The following is a 15,174-nucleotide window of genomic DNA, read 5'->3' as shown; positions in this document are numbered from 1 at the left end:
GCGCCCGTGGCCTCAGCGGGTGGCGAGCTCGCGGTCCAGGCGGGTGAGCAGCTCTTCCTGGGTCCGGCGCAGCCCGCGGGGGGCGAAGGTCCGCTCGAAGAAGCCGCCGATGCCGCCGGCGCCGTTCCAGGTGGTGCGCACCCGGACGGTGGTCGCCCCGGCGTCGGCGGGGTGCAGCGTCCAGGTGGTGACCATGGAGGAGCGGGTGTCGGTCTCGACCAGGGTGTCCGGGTCGGGCTGGCTGACCTCCACGAGCTGGTCGCGCACCCGCTTGGAGGTGGCGGCGAACCGCCAGGCCACCCGGGTGCCCGCGCCCTGCCCGCCGCTCTGCACCCGGTAGGCGCTGTACTGCTCGGGCAGCACGCGGGGCCGCACCCCCTCGTAGTCGGCGAGAGCGGAACGCACCCGGTCCACGGGGGCTGCGACGACGTGCTCGGCGGTGGCGACGACCTGACCCATGCCCCCATCCTGCCGCCGTCACCAGCGCGGGCGCCGCCAGGGCACCCCAGCGCAGCACGCGTTCGACGTGGCAGAGCACGCACTCGGCCGTCCACAGGTCCGCCGTCCACCCCCTCGGTCCCGCGTCGGGGTGGCGAGCCGGCGCTGGACACCACGCCGGAGCGGCCTGGACGATCCGCAGCGCCGCCGTCCCCCGAGGAGGACCCGTGACCACACCGGCCCCGCCGACCGTCCCGCCCGACCTGACCGCGGAGGAGCGCGACCGCTTCCTCCTCGGCCTGGCCGTCGACCAGGCCCGCACCGGCTGGGAGGAGGGGGGCGTCCCGATCGGGGCGGTCCTGGTGGACGGCGACCGGGTGCTGGCCGTGGGCCGCAACCGCCGCGTGCAGATGGGCAGCGCCATCCGGCACGGGGAGACCGACTGCATCGAGCGGGCGGGTCGGCTGTCCGCGGGGGTCTACCGCCGCAGCACCCTCTACACGACCCTCTCGCCCTGCTTCATGTGCGCGGGGACGGCGCTGCTCTACGAGATCCCGCGCGTCGTCGTCGGGGAGAACCGCAGCTTCCAGGTCTCGGAGGAGCTGCTGCGGTCGCACGGCGTGCAGGTCGACGTCCTCGACGACCCGGACTGCCGGGCGCTCATGGCGCGGATGCTCACCGAACGCCCCGAGCTGTGGGCCGAGGACATCGGCGAGCAGGCGTGACCGCCGCCCGGACCGCGGCGTCCCCGGCCGACGTCGTCGACCCCGACTACCCGGTCACGCCGGTCCCGGCGCACGCGCGGAAGTCGTTCTTCTCGATCGCGGTCGTGCTCCTCGGCTTCACCGTGTTCACCCCGACCATGCTGGCCGGTGCCACGCTGGGGCCGGCGTTCGCCTTCGACGACCTCGTGCTCGTCATCCTCGCCGGGTCGCTGGTCCTCGGCGGCTACGTGGCCGTGATGGGCTGGATCGGCGCGCGCACGGGCCTCACCACCGTGGTCATGGCCCGCTACACGCTGGGCACCCGCGGGGCGAAGCTCGCCTCGATCCTGCTGGGCGGCACGCAGATCGGCTGGTACGGCGTCGTCGTCGGCACCATCGGCGACCTGACCGCGCAGGCGCTGGACTGGCGGTCCTACGGTGCCCGCGCCGCGGTCATGGTCGGCACCAGCGCGCTGATGTGCCTCACCGCCTACTGGGGCTACCGCGGCATGTACTGGGTGTCGCTGGTCTCCACCCCGCTCATCCTCGTGCTGGCGTTCTGGGTGGTCGGCCGGTCGCTGCAGGAGGTCGGCGGCCTGCAGGGGCTGACCGGGGTGCAGCCGACCGGGTCGATGGCCGTCGCCGTGGCGATCACCACCGTCGTCGGCACGTTCGTGTCCGCCGGCACCCAGGCCCCCAACTGGACCCGGTTCGCCCGGCGCGGCTCGCACGCGGTGTGGGCCTGCGTCGTCGGCTTCCTCGTCGGCAACGGGCTCATGGTGTTCTTCGGCGCGATCGGGGCGCTGACCTTCGGCGAGGGCGACTTCGTGCTCGTCCTGTACCAGCTCGGGCTGGTCGGCTGGGGTCTGGTGCTGCTGTTCGGGAACCTGTGGAAGAGCAACGCCGACACCGCCTACGCCTTCGGCGTGGCCGGGGCCGAGCTGTTCGACCGGCCGAGCAAGGGCCCCTTCGTGGTCGGCGGTGCGGTGATCGGCACCGCGCTCGCCCTGACCGGGGTGCAGAACCACCTCGTCGAGTACCTGGGACTGCTCGGGACGTTCATCCCGCCGCTCGGAGGCGTGATCATCGGCGACTTCCTCGCCCGCTGGCGGCGCCGCGGCGTGCCGGCCGGCACCGTGCCGCCGCTGGTGCGCTGGCCCAACCTGCTGGCCTACGCGGTGGCCGCGTCCCTCGCGTGGCTCAGCGCCGAGCTCGGCACCGGCATCCCGCCGGTCATCGGCATCGTGGTCGCCATCGGCCTGTCGATGGGGCTGTCCCGCGTCGGCTCCCCGGCGGGTGCGGATCGCTGACCGCGGGCCCGCCGTGACCGGACTCATGCCACACCCGGGAGGGACCCCGGGTACCGCACAGGGGTGACCGCACCGCTCTCCCTCACCCGGACCGGCATCGGGGAGCCCCTGCTGCTGCTCCACGGCATGGGCAGTTCCCGCCGTGACTTCGCCGCCGTCGTCGAGGACCTCGCGGGGACCTTCGACGTGCTGGACGTCGACCTGCCCGGCGTCGGCGGCTCACCGGCCCTGGACGGCCGGCCCACGGTGGCCGCCATCACCGACGCGGTCGAGCGGACCCTCGACGCGCAGGGCGCCGGCCGGGTGCACGTGCTCGGCGACTCCCTCGGCGCCCGGGTGGCACTGGAGTTGGCCGTGCGCAGGCGGGCGCGGTCGGTGGTCGCGATCGCGCCGTCGGGGCTGAACCTGCCGCGGGAGCGGGTGGTGCAGGGCGGGGGGATGGCGCTGGCGCGGGTCGCCCTGCGCGCCGGGAGGCCACTGGTGACCCGGCTGTCCCGCTCCCCGGCCGGGCGCACCGCGCTGCTGGCGCCGCTCAAGGCGCGCCCGTGGAGCACGTCGGCCGAGGAGGCCGCCGGGGCCCGTGAGGGCTTCGCCGACTCCCGCGCCTTCTGGCGCACCCTGCTGTGGGGGTTGCTGCTGGACGTGCCGAGGGGCCTGCGCCGCATCGACTGCCCGGTCACCCTGGTCCAGGGGGTGGCCGACTGGGTCGCCTCGGGCCAGACGGCGCGCTACCGGCCGCTGGTGCCGCGGTCCCGGTTCGTGCCGCTGGCCTGGGCCGGGCACGCCCCGCAGTCCGACCGGCCACGGACGATCACCCGGCTCGTGCGGGAGACGGTCCGTGCGGCCAACCGGCCGACGCCCGGACCCGCGCACCGGGACGAGGCGCCGGGCGTCGCGACGGCAGCGGACCTGGCGGCCGGCCGGGCCCGGCACCGGCCTCCGGAGCGGACGGCGACGGCCCGCTAACCTCGACCGGTACGCCCCGGCCGGCCCCGCGCCGGCGAGCCCCCGTAGCTCAGGGGATAGAGCATCGGTTTCCTAAACCGTGCGTCGCAGGTTCGAATCCTGCCGGGGGCACCGCAGAAGTGCTGGTCAGCGGCTGGTCCGCGCGCCGGATGCGGGCCACAGGGGCGTCAGGTCGGGGCTCGGTCAGCACCTGGTCAGCACGAGCGGCGTCCAAGCGGTCTGCGACCGCGTCGAGCTCGTCGGGGAACAGGTGGCCGTACCGGTCCAGCGTCATCTGCGCCGAGGCGTGGCCCAGCATCGACTGCACCCCCTTCACCGACGCGCCGAAGGGGACGGCGGCGACGCCGCGGTGTGACGGAGCTCGTGCGATACCAGGCCGGTAGACCGGCGGCGACTGCCGACCGGTGGAACCAGTACCGCCGGGAGTTGCCGACCCGCAGGGGGTCGCGCCACATGCCCGGTCAGCAGCCGGATCTGTGGGGCCCGATGGCTCATGGATGGACGTGGCCGTCGCTGACGTGCTCGCACTCGAGAGCCGGGTGTCCCGGGACCCCTGGTACGGCGTAGCGCCTGGGGGTGCTCCGCCTCGGACGGACCAGTCTTGGTCAGCGACCGGGTCCCAGTGTTGGTCGACGTGAAGTAACACCGCTGGAATTCACGCACAACCCAGCTCAACGTGAAAACCTGTCACACGCATGCACGTCGGCGTGACAAGTGACGGGAGGCATCCGTGCAGGTCGAGCGCTTCGCCGCGTCACCAGTCGGTCACTTGGAGAGGATCCGCGGGACCGACGGACGGACCGGTCGCGAGTACGACCACTTCGCCTTCATCCCCGATCCGCTGGACGACGAGCCGGCGCTATCTGTCCAGACATGGCGGGCCGTGAGCCGTGCCGGCCACGCGCTTGGGCGCCTCCTGCAAGCCGGACGGCAGGTGCCTCAACCGGGGCTGCTCCGGCGCCCAACGCTTCGACGTGAGGCCCAGAGCACCTCAGCACTCGAAGGGACCTTCGCACCTCTGGAGGACGTGCTTGCAGCCGATGCAGCTGATGAGATTCCCCTCTCGGTTGAGCTTGCAGAAGTCCTCAACTACGTACAGACCGCCGAGTACGGCTTTGCCGAGGTCGCAGATGGACGTCCCTTGGGGGTCGCCATGGTGGAAGACATGCAGGGCCGGCTCGCCCGCGGCACGCACGCTGACACCGAACAAGCCGGACACATCCGCACCATCCAAGTGGCCATCGGTGAGACCACCTCATCGAGCTTGGAAAGCGCACGCTATGTCCCGCCTCCGCCTGGAGAGGAGCTGCAACGGTCCCTCCGCGACCTACTTGACTGGACCAACAACTCCCGCACCGAACGCCGTGACCCGGTGGTCTCCGCGGCCATGGCCCACTATCAGTTCGAGGCCCTGCACCCCTTCAATGACGGCAACGGCCGCATCGGCCGCCTGCTCGTCGTCTTACAGCTCATCCAGGACGGTGCGCTCGAGGACCCGCTGTTGAGCATCTCTCCATGGTTCGAGCAGCGTCGCCGGAACTACCAGGACCGCCTCTTCGAGGTCAGCGCCAGCGGTGACTGGGACGGATGGGTGCGATTTTTTGCCGAGGGCATCGAGTTCTCAGCCCTCGACACCGCGGTTCGAGTCGACCGCCTGCTTCGGGTGCAGGAGGCCTATGCCCACAGGCTCCGGGACGTTGGCGCATCCGGGCTGATCCGGGACCTGGCCGAGTCCTTGATCGCCTACCCGTACATCGATGTGTCCCGGACGGCGACCCGCCTCAACAGCACGTTCCAGACAGTGAACAAAGCCGTGGCACGTCTGGTGAGACTCGGCATACTCCGCGAGAGAACTGGTCGCTCCTATGGCCGCCTCTTCGAAGCGCCCGGCGTCCTTGAGGTCCTCACCGCTCGTGAGGTGCTCCGAACAGGAGACATCACACGCTGAGCCCACACCAGAGGACCAGCTCTGGAAAGCCGTCGCATAGGAGTTCAGCCTCGGACGGCATAACCGAGTACGGGTTTGATTCCTGCTGCGACTCCCACGGCACATCGGTCCGGTCCGCTCGACATCCCCGTCAGCCGGATGCTCCGGTCGACCTCCTGCGGATGCTGCACGTGGCGATCACGTCTCGCTCGCCTCAGGCATCGTCGAGTTCACGTCGTCCAGCAGACCAGAGGCCTCTTCGGCCGCTGCCGCACGGCTCTCGACCGCATCGATCCCGTCCTGCGACGACAGCGCGGTACTGATCAGCGCCGCGTCGGCTTCCGGTAGCCCTGCGACCTCACGCATCTTGGGGGGCGCTGCAGTCCATGCCTTGAGGTGCTGGATCACTTCCGCGTAGAAGGTGTCGACCGCGTCGATGACCGAGTCGATGGCACCCCCGCGACCTCGCCCTCTCTTCGGCCCGAGTGGAGTCGTGACGGCGATGCGGAAGCTTCGCAGGTCGCGCTTCGGGTCCTGCACGAGAACCGCCGGGTCTTCGCGGACCTCCTTGAGCAGGCTCGCAGTGCTCAGCCCACGCGCATGAGCCGCGAATGCCTCGACTCTCAACGACTCAGGTGCGGTCTTCAGCTGACGCACCAGCCAGTTGATCCTCGTGGTCGGTCGTCCTTCCCTCGGCGCGTCGATCTCCACGAGGCAGGTCACGCAGCCGGATCGCAGGTCGAGCTCGATGTTGAGGGGTGCGACGGCATTCGGGATGCGGATGGCACCGGAGAGGCGCCCCTCCTTGGTGAGGCCGTCCACCAGTGCAGACGTCCGCAACGCCGGCTCGGCCACCTCCTTCCGCGTCACGGCAGGGACGACCTCCGTGCCAAGCGTGCGGCCGAGACGTAGGGACACGTAACGAAGCAGGGCGTCGAAGCGAGCAGCGACCTCGGCCGCCCCCTTGTCGGAGGCGCGAAGCGTCCCTGTCTTGACGGCATCCCGGACCGCAACCCAAGAACCTCCCATGTCCTCGAACTCGAGGGCCCCGGATCGCGGGTGCTCCAGGTAACGGATCAACTCGCCCAGGATCCACGCCTGGTCGGGATCAGCGACTCCTCGGTGCTCCTTCTGCACCACCGCCTGCGCCAAGATGTGGTTCCACGGCAGATGGTGCAGTGCGACCTTGCGCAATTTGCGCTTGTCGACCTTCGTCGGATGCTGTCCCGCTGCCGGAGGAATCTCGTTGCTGATCGTCAACAGCGCGTCAAACCCGTGATCTCGGGCGACGTCCAGGTAGTTCTCCAATTGCTCGACGCTCAGCTCGTTGTTGCCCGTCTTCACTTCGACGAGGGCGGTCCACGTCCGCTGCCCCCGCGACACCCGGATCAACCCGTCGGGGTACACGCGCTTGTCGCCCAAGGTGAACGGGACCTCGATGAACGCCTGCACGGTCCCGGCTGGCGCCCCGAGAGGTTGCGTCACAGCACGACCGAACTCTCGGACAGCGGTCAACACGGCGAGCAGCGCAGAAGTGGCGCGACGTTCTTGTTCCTCCGAGCCACTGATGCCCGATGTCGGGATCAACCGCGCCTCGTGCCAGCTCTCCTCGGTCATGCTCGCGCCCCCTCGCACCACCCGTCGTCCCGGCGACCCTAACCAGCAACCAAACGGATACGGAGAGTTCCGGGCCGTGTCGGGCAATCCCGCTGCATCAGGAGCGGCGCCGCGCTGCAACTCCGAGGCCGGACGGGTACCTGGCGGACCATGGCAGTGCGCAACGCGGCGGTCGCGGCCGCCGGGCAGTGGGTCGATCCCGAGGACGGCGTCCGCTACCCCGCCGGGGAGGTGCACGGGTGGGAGCGCGGGCGCAACGAGACCGTGTGCGGACTGTCGCTGCACAGGTCGCGGCTGACCCGCTTCCCGCACGTCTCCTGGGCCGACGTGCAGCCGGAGTCCGGCCGGCACGCCGAGGAGGTGCAGGACGTGTGCCGCCGCTGCGCCGCGGCGTTGGGCCGGCGGCGGGACGACCGCGGCTGGACCCGCACGAACCCCCGTCCGTGACCGGTCAGCGGCGCCGCGAGAACACGTAGCGGAACGGGCCGGGCAGCCGGACCGACCAGCGGCGCCCGCGGGGGCTGTAGCCCACCGGACCGGCGTGGAGGCTGTGCGAGATGCCGCGGCGGCCGAGGTGCAGGTGCAGCGGGCCGAGGCGCTTGGTGAGGCGGAAGGAGAAGGGCATGCCCGTCTCCTACCCAGCCGAGCAGGGTTCCCTCAGCGGGGCGACATCCCCCGCCGGCGGCACACTCGGGGGCTGCGAGGCGTTACCGTCTCAGCACGCAGGTCGAGCCCGGCAACGGCGCCGGGGACGAGCGGAGGGACCCAGCATGGACACGAGCGTGGTCGACGTCCCAGAACGTGGACGCTTCGAGATCCGCCTCGGCGACCGGGTCGTGGGCCTGGCCAGCTACCACGTGCAGGACGGCACCATGGCACTGCCGCACACCGAGGTCGACCCCTCCGTCGGCGGCCGCGGGTACGGCTCCCGCCTGGTGACGGGCGTGCTCACCGCCGCCCGCGAGCGGGGGCTGACCGTGCTGCCCTACTGCTCCTTCGTCCGCCACCACATCGAGCAGCACCCCGAGTTCCTCGACCTGGTGGCCGAGGCCGACCGGGCGCAGTTCGGCCTGGCGACGGCCGACCACTGACGGGCGGGGCCGCGCGGCGCTGCCTACCCTCGCGGGGGTGCCCACCGCGCTGCTCTGGTTCCGTCGCGACCTGAGGCTGGGCGACCACCCCGCCCTGCTGGAGGCGGTCGCGGCCGCCGGACGCGGCGGTGCCGTCGTCCCGGTCTTCGTCTTCGACCCCCGGCTGTGGGGTCCCGCCGGCCTGCCGCGGCGCCAGTTCCTCCTCGACTGCCTCGCCGACCTCGACGGGCAGGCCGGCGGCGCCCTGGTGCTGCGGCACGGCGACCCGGTGCGGGTGCTGCCCGACCTCGCCCGGGAGGTCGGCGCGGTGAGCGTGCACGCCTCGGCCGACACCGGCGTCTACGGCCGGGACCGCGACGCCGCCGTCGAGCGGGCCCTCGGCGACGTGCCCCTGGTGCGCACCGGCTCCCCGTACGCGGTGACACCGGGCCGGGTCACCAAGTCCGACGGGACGCCGTTCCGCGTCTTCTCCCCCTTCGCCCGCGCCTGGCAGCAGCACGGTTGGCGGGACCCGGCGCCGCGGCCGGCGTCGGTCCCGTGGGCCACCGGCGTCCCCTCCGAGGCGCCGCCGGAGGTCCCCGGCCTCGACGGCGTCGTGCTGCCCCCGGCCGGGGAGGCCGCCGCGCTCGACGCCTGGGGGCGCTTCCGCGCCGAGCGGCTGGAGGGGTACACGACCACCCGCAACACCCCGGGCACCGACGGCACCAGCCGGCTGTCGGCCTACCTGAAGTACGGCTGCGTGCACCCGCGCACGCTGCTGGCCGACCTGGCCGGCGTGGACTCCGAGTCCGCCGACCGCTTCCGCAACGAGCTGGCCTGGCGGGACTTCTACGCCGACGTCCTGTGGCACCGCCCGGAGTCCGCCCGCGAGCCGCTGGACCAGCGGATGCACGCGATGGCCTACGACACCGGCCCGGAGGCCGACGAGCGCTTCACCGCCTGGGCACAGGGCCGCACCGGCTACCCGATCGTCGACGCCGGGATGCGCCAGATGGCCGGCGAGGCCTACGTGCACAACCGGGTGCGCATGATCGTCGCCTCGTTCCTCGTCAAGGACCTGCACGTGGACTGGCGGCGCGGCGCCCGCCACTTCATGGCCCACCTCGTCGACGGCGACCTGGCCAGCAACAACCACGGTTGGCAGTGGGTCGCCGGCACCGGCACCGACGCCTCCCCCTACTACCGCGTCTTCAACCCCACCCGGCAGGGCAAGGAGTTCGACCCGGCCGGTGACTACGTGCGCCGCTGGGTGCCCGAACTGCGCGACGTCCCGGCGCGGTACCTGCACGAGCCGTGGACGGCGCCCGGCGGCGTCCCCGACGGGTACCCGCTGCCGGTCGTCGACCACGCCGAGGAGCGCCGGGTGGCGCTGGAGCGGTACGAAGAGGTCCGCGGTCGTGCCTGAGGGACACACCCTGTTCCGGCTGGCCCGGGACCAGTCGCTGGCCTTCGCCGGCCGCCCGGTGCACGTGACCAGCCCGCAGGGCCGCTTCGCCGCCGGCGCGGCGCTGCTCGACGGCCGGGTGCTCGAGGAGGTGACCTCCCACGGCAAGCACCTGTTCGCCTGCTTCGGCGCCGACACCCTGCACGTGCACCTGGGCCTCTACGGGAAGTACACCGCCGGCACCGGCCACCCCCCGCCGCCGCGCGGGGCGCTGCGGATGCGCTGGGAGGGCGCGGGTCCCGACGGCCTGGGCGTGTGGACCGACCTGCGCGGGGCCACCGCCTGCGAGGTGCTCACCGTCCCGGAGGTCGACCGCATCCTCGACCGGCTGGGCCCGGACCCGCTGCGCCCGCGCGCCGACGGCACGGTGGCCCACCGGCGGATCGCCGCCAGCCGCACCGCGGTCGGCGCGCTGCTGATGGACCAGTCGGTGCTGGCCGGGGTCGGCAACGTCTACCGCGCCGAGATCCTGTTCCGGCACGGCGTCTCGCCGTTCCGCCCGGGGCGCGACGTGGACGCCGGCACGTGGGCGGCCATGTGGGCCGACCTGGTGGTGCTCATGCGCTCCGGCGCCCGGCTGGGCCGCATCGTCACCACCCGCCCGGAGCACCGCGGCCGCCGCGGCGGCGCCGTCCGGCGGGAGGACGCGCACTACGTGTACCGCCGCACCGGCCTGCCCTGCCGGCTGTGCGGCACGCCGGTGCAGACGCAGGTGATGGTGGCCCGCAACCTCTTCTGGTGCCCGGTCTGCCAGGCCGGTTGAGTCACAGGACGCCCTTCGCGTCCTCCCCCGCCGGGAGGGGGGTGAGCACCCGCAGCTCGGCCGGCCGGGTCATCCGCCCCTCCAGCTGCCGGCCCAGCTCGGCGAAGGCGTCCCCCTCCAGGTGCTCCTGCCGCGCCGCGGCGTCCTCCCACCGCTCCACCACGACCAGCGCGTCCTCGGCCTCGTGCAGCGCGTACAGCAGGCAGCCGCGCTCGCCGTGGACGGCCGGGACGGAGGCGAGCAGCGCCTCGCGGACGGCGTCGGCGTGCTCGGACTCCGGCGCGATGGTGGCGATGACGACGACGGACACGGGCTGCCTCCTGGGGACGGGGTCGGTGAACCTGGTGCTTGCCCACCCGCGCGGGTCAGGATGCGTGGCGTGACGGCCGACGACGAGACCGGTCCCCCGCCCCCCGGCGCCCGGCTGCGGGTGGCCGTCGTGGGGGCCGGCCCGGCGGGCATCTACACCGCCGAGGCGCTGACCCGCCAGCAGGAGGTGCCGGTCGCCGTCGACCTGGTCGACCGGCTGCCCACCCCGTTCGGCCTGGTCCGGCACGGCATCGCCCCCGACCACCCGAAGATGCGCGCCATCCGCGACACCCTGCACCGGGCGCTGGACCACCCCGCGGTGCGCTTCGTCGGCAACGTCGAGATCGGCCGGGACATCTCCTGCCGCGACCTGCACGCGGCCGTCGACGCCGTCGTCTACACCTACGGCGCCGCGCTGGACCGCCGGCTCGGCGTCCCCGGCGAGGAGCTGCCCGGCAGCCTGGCCGCCACCGAGCTGGTCGCCTGGTACACCGGCCACCCCGACGCCGACCGGGCAGGCGTCGAGGCGGCGCTGGCCCGGGCCCGGTCGGTGGTCGTCGTCGGCGTCGGCAACGTCGCGCTCGACGTCGCCCGCGTGCTCGCCCGCACGCCGGAGGAGCTCGAGCCCACCGACATGCCCCAGCACGTGCTGGACGCCCTCGCCGCCGCGCCGGTCGAGGCGGTCACCGTGCTCGGCCGCCGCGGCCCGGCGCAGGCCACCTTCACCACCCAGGAGCTGCGCGAGCTGGCCGAGCTGGCCGGTGCCGACGTGCTGGTCGACCCGGCCGACCTCGAGCTGGACGCCGCCGCCGAGGAGCGGGCGGCCGCCGACCGGGTGGTGTCGCGCAATCTGGCGGTGCTGCGCGAGTGGGCCGGCCACCGGCCCCGCCCGGGCCGGACGGCGCTGACGCTGCGCTTCTTCACCCGCCCGGTGCGCCTGCTCGGCGAGGACCGGGTGACCGGCGTGGAGGTGGAGCGCACCGCGGTCGACGCCGACGGCCGCGCCTCCGGCACCGGGGAGACGGCGGTGCTGCCGGCCGACCTGGTCGTCCGCTCGGTCGGCTACCGGGGCGGGGAGCTGCCCGAGCTGCCGCTGGACCCGCACCGCGGCACGGTGCCCAACGACCTCGGCCGGGTGCTGCGCGGCGGGCAGCCCGCGCCCGGCGAGTACGTGGCCGGGTGGATCAAGCGCGGGCCCACCGGGGTCGTGGGCACCAACAAGCACGACGCCCGGGAGACGGTGACCACCCTGCTGGCCGACGTCACCGCCGGCGTGGTCCGCCCCCGCGGCAGCGCGGACGCCAGCCCGGACGACGACCTGGTGGACGCCCTGCGCGCCCGCGGCGCCGACCCGGTGCTGCTGGAGGACTGGCGGGCCATCGACGCCGCCGAGACCGCGCTCGGCGCCACCCGCGGCCGGGCCCGCACCACGCTGCACGAGTGGGACACCCTGCTGGCCGCGGTGAAGGCGGCCGCCGCCCGCACCCGCTGATCAGGCCAGCTCGCGCAGCAGTTCCCGGGCGCGTTCCTCGGTGCCGGCGGCGACGAAGCGGATCAGCGTCTCGGTGTCCGGGCTCAGCTCCAGCGGCTGCCCGTCCCGGTCGAGGGCCACCCCGCCGGCGGCAGCCAGCAGGGCCAGCCCGCCGGCGACGTCGTGCACGTGGGTGCCGCTGCGGTCCAGGTTCTGCCAGGCACCGGCGGCGCCGTCGGCGACCAGGCAGACGTCGACGGCGGTGCAGCCGGTCACCCGCACCCGGCGCGCGGTCCGCGGCACCTGGACGGCCGACCCCGACGGCGCGGTCGGGGCCACGACGGTGCCGGCGTCCCGCGGCCGGACCGGCACCCCGTCCCGGCGGGCCCCCACGCCCAGCGCCCCGGACCACCGGCGGCCCGACGACAGGTCGGCGACCAGCCCGGCGACCGCGCGGCCGCCCTGCACGAGCGCCGCGGAGAACGCCCAGGGCGCCAGCCCCGCGCGGAAGTTGCCGGTGCCGTCGAGCGGGTCGAGCACCACCCACGGCTCGTCACCGGAGACCGGACGGTCGGAGCGCTCCTCGCTGAGCACGGTCACCCCCAGCGGGCGCAGCGCGTGCGCCGCAGCCAGGTGCGCGGCCTCGTCGGCGCCCAGCGACGGGCTGCCGTCGGACTTCGTGGTGTCCCGGCCGGTGTCGCGGGCCAGCGCGACGGCCACCTCGACCCGGGTGGCCGCGAGCGCGGCCAGGTGCAGGAAGCGCTCGGCCGTCGGGGCGTCGTCCGGCGGTGCGGCGACGGGCGAGACGTCGTCGCGCAGGCCGTCGCGCACCCGCTCGCACCCCCAGCCGGCCGCGGTGGCGGTGACGGCGGGGTGCGTGGTGCGGACGTCGCGCCGCGCGACCAGCACCGCCTCGGCGTGCCCGTCGGCGGCCCACCCGCGGCGCAGCAGGGCGACGCCACCGCCGTCGCCGACGAGCAGGCGCAGCCCCGGGTCGGTGAGCGTGGTGGCCAGCGCGCCCGGCGCGACGCCGAGCGCCCGTGCCGCGGCCTGCACGTCGTCGGAACCCCGGGCCACCCGGAGGTCGTCCGGCTCCACACCCATGGGGACGAGCATCGGGTGCGGGCCCGCCCGGCGCGCGTCGGGCCGGGCGCGCCGGGACGATGCGGGGGTGCACCGACTCCGCGCCACGCCCGTGCCCGGCCTGCCGCCCGCCCGGCACGGCGAGGGCCCGACCTGGGACGCCGGGCGCGCGGAGCTGCTGTGGGTGGACATCGCCGCGGGGCAGGTCCGGCGGGCCGCGGTCGGCGCCGGCGGGGGCCTCACCGAGACGGGGGTGCACCGCGGCGGGGACACCGTCGGCGCCGTCGTCCCGGCGGCGGACGGCGGGTGGCTGCTGGCCGCGGACGGCGGCTTCACCCACCTCGCCGCCGACGGCACCGCCCGGGTGCTGGTCACCCTGGCCGGGGAGGGCGGCAGCCCGGACAGCGGCGGGACGCGGATGAACGACGCCGCCTGCGACCCCGCCGGGCGGTTCCTCGCCGGGACGATGGCCTTCGACGAGCGCCCGGGTGCCGGCACGCTGTACCGGCTGGACCTCGACGGCACCGTGACCACCGTGCTCGACGGGCTCACCGTCTCCAACGGCGTCGACTGGTCACCGGACGGGCGCACCGTCTACCTCGCCGACTCCGGCCCCGGCGTGGTGCACGCGTTCGCGTACGACCCGGACACCGGCGCGTTCAGCGGCGGCCGGGTGCTGCTGGAGTTCGCCGGGGACGACGGCGTGGCCGACGGGCTCACCGTCGACGACGAGGGCTGCCTCTGGACGGCGCTGTGGGGTGGCGGGCAGGTGCGCCGCTGGTCACCCGACGGCGAGCTGCTCGCCGTGGTGGAGGTGCCCGGGGTGACGCAGACGTCCAGCTGCGCGTTCGCCGGGCCGGGCCGCGACCTGCTGGTGGTCAGCACCTCGGCGGAGGGGCTGGACGACGCCGCCCGGGCCGCGCAGCCCGACGCCGGCCGGCTGTTCACCGCCCGCCCAGGGGTGACCGGCCCGCCGGCCCGCCCCTACCGCGGCCCACTGACGGAGATCGTCCAGCACTGAGGGATGGAACGGCCTCCCTGCAGGGCCCCACCGCGAGCCCGGTGACGTGCTGGAACGGCCCCCGTCCAGGGTCCCGCCCTGAGCGTGCGAAGGGTGGGGAGGACGGGGGTCCTTCCATCAACCGCCGAGCTCGCGCAGGGCCTCCGCGGCCAGGTCGTCGCCGTCGGCCGCGCCGAGCCGGAAGTGCTCGACCGCCCCGTCGTAGTCGCCGCGGTCGGCCAGCAGCACGGCCAGGTTGTGGTGGCAGTAGCCGTCGCCGGCGGCGATGCCGGCGCGGTAGGCCTCCTCGGCCGCCTCCTCGTCGCGCAGCTCCTCGGCGTAGAAGTTGCCCAGCGGCAGCCAGGCCTGGGCCTCACCCAGCTTGGCGCCGCGCTCGAGGGTGGCGCGGGCCTCCCCGACCCGGTCGGTGACCCGCAGCAGGGAGGCCAGCGCCACCCGGGCGCCGGGGTAGCGGTGCGCCCCGGCGCGCAGGTCGGCCTCCAGCGAGGTGTCGTGCGAGGCGGCCCACCGCCAGCAGGCGGCCACGGCGGCCGCGACGTCGTCCCCCGTCGCCGCCAGCTCCACCACCACCTCCAGGGCCTGCTCGTGCTCGCCCTGCTCGTGCAGCAGGAACGCCAGGTGCATCCGGCCCTGGCTGTCGCCGGCCGCGACGGCCCCGCGGTAGGCGCGCATCGCGCCGGCCCGGTCGCCGAGCCCCTCGAGCACCACGCCCAGGTTCAGCCAGGCGTCGTGCTCACCCCCGGCCAGGGCGCGCTCGTAGGCGTCCACCGCGTCGGCGACCCGGCCGCGTTCGGCCAGCGAGTTGCCCAGGTTGAACCAGCCCAGGGCGTCCCCCAGCTCGGCCGCCCGGCGGAAGCACCGCTCGGCGTCGCGGTGCCGGCCGGCATCGGCCAGGTCGCAGCCCAGCTCGATGACGGCGTCGGCATCCCGGCAGGCGCGCAGCCGCCGGAGGCGCCCGTCGAGGTCCTCCCGCATGCCGTGATCATCGCCGGGGTCGCGGACGCCGTCGTCCCCCGACCGGCGACTCTCA

The 15,174-nt window shown here is 74.4% G+C and carries 16 protein-coding genes and 1 tRNA gene; 11 read left to right on the top strand and 6 right to left on the bottom strand.

Annotated elements, in window-relative coordinates:
• Window positions 1–12: 12 nt before the first annotated feature.
• Window positions 13–459 (bottom strand): SRPBCC family protein, encoded by a 447-nt coding sequence (locus tag RTG05_RS03565; protein ID WP_166527491.1) that lies wholly within the window; start codon window positions 457–459, stop codon window positions 13–15.
• Window positions 460–665: 206 nt separating this feature from the next.
• Here RTG05_RS03565 and RTG05_RS03560 point away from each other — a divergent pair, with 206 nt between their 5' ends.
• From RTG05_RS03560 to RTG05_RS03540, 5 genes are all read left to right on the top strand, one after another.
• Window positions 666–1,163 carry a nucleoside deaminase gene (locus RTG05_RS03560; protein WP_208104771.1) on the top strand — a complete coding sequence of 166 codons (498 nt, stop codon included), beginning with the start codon at window positions 666–668 and terminating at the stop codon, window positions 1,161–1,163.
• Window positions 1,160–2,452: a cytosine permease gene (codB, locus tag RTG05_RS03555; RefSeq protein WP_166527490.1), complete on the top strand. Its 1,293-nt coding sequence runs from the start codon at window positions 1,160–1,162 to the stop codon at window positions 2,450–2,452. Before RTG05_RS03560 ends, codB begins: the two co-directional genes overlap by 4 nt.
• Before the next feature lie 63 nt (window positions 2,453–2,515).
• The gene (locus RTG05_RS03550) at window positions 2,516–3,418 is read left to right on the top strand and encodes an alpha/beta fold hydrolase (protein ID WP_166527489.1); all 903 of its coding nucleotides are present in this window, start codon (window positions 2,516–2,518) and stop codon (window positions 3,416–3,418) included.
• A 38-nt stretch (window positions 3,419–3,456) separates the two neighbouring features.
• Window positions 3,457–3,529 (top strand) — tRNA-Arg (locus RTG05_RS03545).
• Window positions 3,530–4,148: 619 nt separating this feature from the next.
• Window positions 4,149–5,366, top strand: coding sequence for a Fic family protein (locus RTG05_RS03540; protein WP_166527488.1), 1,218 nt, complete (start codon window positions 4,149–4,151; stop codon window positions 5,364–5,366).
• A gap of 177 nt (window positions 5,367–5,543) precedes the next feature.
• Here RTG05_RS03540 and RTG05_RS03535 read toward each other — a convergent pair whose 3' ends face one another.
• Window positions 5,544–6,962 (bottom strand): hypothetical protein, encoded by a 1,419-nt coding sequence (locus RTG05_RS03535; RefSeq protein ID WP_208104770.1) that lies wholly within the window; start codon window positions 6,960–6,962, stop codon window positions 5,544–5,546.
• Window positions 6,963–7,112: 150 nt separating this feature from the next.
• Here RTG05_RS03535 and RTG05_RS03530 point away from each other — a divergent pair, with 150 nt between their 5' ends.
• Window positions 7,113–7,409, top strand: a complete 297-nt coding sequence (locus tag RTG05_RS03530) for a hypothetical protein (RefSeq protein ID WP_166527487.1) — start codon at window positions 7,113–7,115, stop codon at window positions 7,407–7,409.
• A 4-nt stretch (window positions 7,410–7,413) separates the two neighbouring features.
• Here the strand turns inward: RTG05_RS03530 and RTG05_RS03525 are convergent, their stop codons facing one another.
• On the bottom strand, window positions 7,414–7,587 hold the full coding sequence (locus RTG05_RS03525; RefSeq protein WP_166527486.1) for a DUF4236 domain-containing protein: 174 nt from the start codon (window positions 7,585–7,587) through the stop codon (window positions 7,414–7,416).
• A gap of 145 nt (window positions 7,588–7,732) precedes the next feature.
• On the opposite strand from RTG05_RS03525, the gene RTG05_RS03520 reads away from it, so the two are divergent.
• The 3 genes from RTG05_RS03520 to RTG05_RS03510 are packed head-to-tail and all read left to right on the top strand — an operon-like array spanning window position 7,733 to window position 10,260.
• Window positions 7,733–8,053 carry a GNAT family N-acetyltransferase gene (locus tag RTG05_RS03520; protein ID WP_166527485.1) on the top strand — a complete coding sequence of 107 codons (321 nt, stop codon included), beginning with the start codon at window positions 7,733–7,735 and terminating at the stop codon, window positions 8,051–8,053.
• A 37-nt stretch (window positions 8,054–8,090) separates the two neighbouring features.
• Window positions 8,091–9,458, top strand: a complete 1,368-nt coding sequence (locus tag RTG05_RS03515) for a cryptochrome/photolyase family protein (RefSeq protein ID WP_166527484.1) — start codon at window positions 8,091–8,093, stop codon at window positions 9,456–9,458.
• Window positions 9,451–10,260 (top strand): Fpg/Nei family DNA glycosylase, encoded by an 810-nt coding sequence (locus RTG05_RS03510; RefSeq protein ID WP_166527483.1) that lies wholly within the window; start codon window positions 9,451–9,453, stop codon window positions 10,258–10,260. The genes RTG05_RS03515 and RTG05_RS03510 overlap by 8 nt, the downstream gene beginning before the upstream one ends.
• 1 nt (window position 10,261) lies before the next feature.
• On the opposite strand, the gene RTG05_RS03505 is transcribed toward RTG05_RS03510, so the two are convergent.
• The gene (locus tag RTG05_RS03505) at window positions 10,262–10,570 is read right to left on the bottom strand and encodes a putative quinol monooxygenase (RefSeq protein ID WP_166527482.1); all 309 of its coding nucleotides are present in this window, start codon (window positions 10,568–10,570) and stop codon (window positions 10,262–10,264) included.
• A gap of 69 nt (window positions 10,571–10,639) precedes the next feature.
• Between RTG05_RS03505 and RTG05_RS03500 the strand changes: the two genes are divergently transcribed.
• On the top strand, window positions 10,640–12,061 hold the full coding sequence (locus RTG05_RS03500) for an FAD-dependent oxidoreductase (protein ID WP_315912286.1): 1,422 nt from the start codon (window positions 10,640–10,642) through the stop codon (window positions 12,059–12,061).
• Here RTG05_RS03500 and RTG05_RS03495 read toward each other — a convergent pair whose 3' ends face one another.
• Window positions 12,062–13,144: an inositol monophosphatase family protein gene (locus RTG05_RS03495; protein ID WP_315912285.1), complete on the bottom strand. Its 1,083-nt coding sequence runs from the start codon at window positions 13,142–13,144 to the stop codon at window positions 12,062–12,064.
• 67 nt (window positions 13,145–13,211) lie between these two features.
• Here RTG05_RS03495 and RTG05_RS03490 point away from each other — a divergent pair, with 67 nt between their 5' ends.
• Window positions 13,212–14,144: an SMP-30/gluconolactonase/LRE family protein gene (locus tag RTG05_RS03490; RefSeq protein WP_166527479.1), complete on the top strand. Its 933-nt coding sequence runs from the start codon at window positions 13,212–13,214 to the stop codon at window positions 14,142–14,144.
• A 117-nt stretch (window positions 14,145–14,261) separates the two neighbouring features.
• On the opposite strand, the gene RTG05_RS03485 is transcribed toward RTG05_RS03490, so the two are convergent.
• Window positions 14,262–15,119, bottom strand: coding sequence for a tetratricopeptide repeat protein (locus RTG05_RS03485; protein WP_166527478.1), 858 nt, complete (start codon window positions 15,117–15,119; stop codon window positions 14,262–14,264).
• Between the last annotated feature and the right edge of the window lie 55 nt (window positions 15,120–15,174).

The sequence above is a fragment of the Geodermatophilus sp. DSM 44513 genome, from assembly GCF_032460525.1.
In the GTDB taxonomy this organism is placed as follows: domain Bacteria; phylum Actinomycetota; class Actinomycetes; order Mycobacteriales; family Geodermatophilaceae; genus Geodermatophilus.
This window is presented reverse-complemented; position numbering and strand designations above follow the sequence as displayed.

Coding starts and splice junctions, on each gene's coding strand:
- RTG05_RS03565 (WP_166527491.1), bottom strand. CDS start 459: ATGGGTCAGGTCGTCGCCACCGCCGAGCACGTCGTCGCAGCCCCCGTG.
- RTG05_RS03535 (WP_208104770.1), bottom strand. CDS start 6,962: ATGACCGAGGAGAGCTGGCACGAGGCGCGGTTGATCCCGACATCGGGC.
- RTG05_RS03530 (WP_166527487.1), top strand. CDS start 7,113: ATGGCAGTGCGCAACGCGGCGGTCGCGGCCGCCGGGCAGTGGGTCGAT.
- RTG05_RS03525 (WP_166527486.1), bottom strand. CDS start 7,587: ATGCCCTTCTCCTTCCGCCTCACCAAGCGCCTCGGCCCGCTGCACCTG.
- RTG05_RS03520 (WP_166527485.1), top strand. CDS start 7,733: ATGGACACGAGCGTGGTCGACGTCCCAGAACGTGGACGCTTCGAGATC.
- RTG05_RS03495 (WP_315912285.1), bottom strand. CDS start 13,144: ATGGGTGTGGAGCCGGACGACCTCCGGGTGGCCCGGGGTTCCGACGAC.
- RTG05_RS03485 (WP_166527478.1), bottom strand. CDS start 15,119: ATGCGGGAGGACCTCGACGGGCGCCTCCGGCGGCTGCGCGCCTGCCGG.